The organism is Ideonella sp. B508-1 (assembly GCF_000333615.1).
Lineage (GTDB): Bacteria > Pseudomonadota > Gammaproteobacteria > Burkholderiales > Burkholderiaceae_C > Ideonella.
This window is the reverse complement of sequence record NZ_BADL01000439.1, coordinates 1-1,620: the sequence shown is the minus strand read 5'-3', so window position 1 is coordinate 1,620 and position 1,620 is coordinate 1. Positions and strand designations below refer to the sequence as shown.

At 69.9% G+C, this 1,620-nt stretch carries 1 protein-coding gene; it reads right to left on the bottom strand.

The features are described 5' to 3' along the window. A partial coding sequence (locus tag I73_RS17755) for a patatin-like protein (RefSeq protein ID WP_022981844.1) occupies nt 1-1,600 on the bottom strand: 1,600 nt, incomplete at its 3' end. Between the last annotated feature and the right edge of the window lie 20 nt (nt 1,601-1,620).

Genomic DNA, 1,620 nt, shown 5'->3' with positions numbered 1-1,620 from the left:
GCCGCAGGCGGTAGCCCAGGTCGTAGGTTTCCAGGAAGGCGTTGACCGAGACACTGCGTTCGGCCGTGGCCTCTTCACGGTGTTCGTAGTAGTGCGCCTCGCGCCAGGCCCGCACCAGGGCCCGCATCGCGTACTGCAGGTCGGCGTGGCGGTCCACGCCCCAGCGCATGGCCAGGCGGTCGGCCAGGTCGTCGCTGACCGTGACCAGGCGCAGGCGCCGGTAGGGCAGGAAGGCTGCACCGTAGTAGCGGATCATGTCGCCCAGGTCCAGGGCCGACCAGTCGGGCACCTGGCCGTCCTGGTCCAGCAGCACGCGGGCGAAGGGCTCTTCCTTGAGTGTTTCGACATCCAGTTCGACGCGGCGGACGATGCGCTCGACCCGCTCGATGCGGCGGTTGCGCTTGAGCACCGCCTCCAGATCCTCGCGGATGGTCTCGTACTGGGGGATGCGGGTCAGCGCATCGACCGCGTTCTCCAGCGCGTCGGGCTTGGCGTCGAAGACCTGGCGCTCGCGTTCGGGGTGGTCCGGCGTGGGCTCGACGTAGATCAGCTTGCGCTCCATCGGCAGGGCCGAGAGCCGCCAGGACAGGGCGTCCACCACGTAGCTGAAGGGCTTGTTGTCCAGGTAGCCACCGTCCCCGAAGGCCCGCCGCTGCCACTGGCCGCTGGCCAGGTCGTCGGCCGACAGGCCCTTGAGGTAGCCGCGCCAGGCACTGGCCTCCACCCCGCCCCCACCGGGCCGCAGCCGGGCCAGGCGCAGCGCATCGTCCACCGACATCGGCTCGAAAGCGAAGGGGAAGGAGGAGGTGCAGCGCGCCGCGAAGGCCAGGAAGGGCGTGAGCTCGGTGCGGAAGTCGCTGTACAAGGTACGCCCGCCCGCGCCGCGGTACTGCAGCTGCATCACCTGCTTGTGGCGCTTCTCGTAGACCACCTTGTCAAAGAGGCGCAGCGGCACCACCGCGCCGCGGATGTCGGTGGTGGTGACAAAGAGGTCCAGCTCGTCGGACAGGGCCGATTCATCCTGCCCCACCGGGGGCACGGCCGGGGCCATGTCCTCCATGGCCTGCAGCAGCTTGAGGTACATGCGGTCGCTGTTGAGCAGCGACTGCGGTGCCCCCTCGCGCCGGGCGAACTCGATGCCCTCGTAGGAGGCCTTGTCGTTGATCAGCCGGGCGATGTCGCCTTCCTGCACCCACAGGGTCTTGAGCGGCGCGAAGGCCTGGCCCTGGGCCAGGGCCTTGGCCAGGAAGATGCCGTTGATGCCGCCGGCCGAGGTGCCGGAGATGACATCGACCACGAAGCGCACCCGGGTGTCGCTGTCGGGCGGATCGCCGGCGGCGAAGGGGTCAGCCCCCTGCCCGTCCAGGTGGGCCAGGTAGGCCGCACGCAAGGCCGGGTCGCGCAGCAGCCAGGACAGGCGCCGGTAGACCGCCCGGGTGCTGCCTTCGGGCGCGGGCACGTCGCCGCGCTTGGGGGTGGCGCAGGCCAGCTCGTAGAGCTCGTTGGCCACGCCGTTGATGTAGATGGCCAGCGCCACGCCGCCGTACATGACGACGCCGAAGCGCACCTCGCTCGCATAGTCCGGGTCCGTGTTGGCCATGGCGGCTCTTCCTGTGTGTG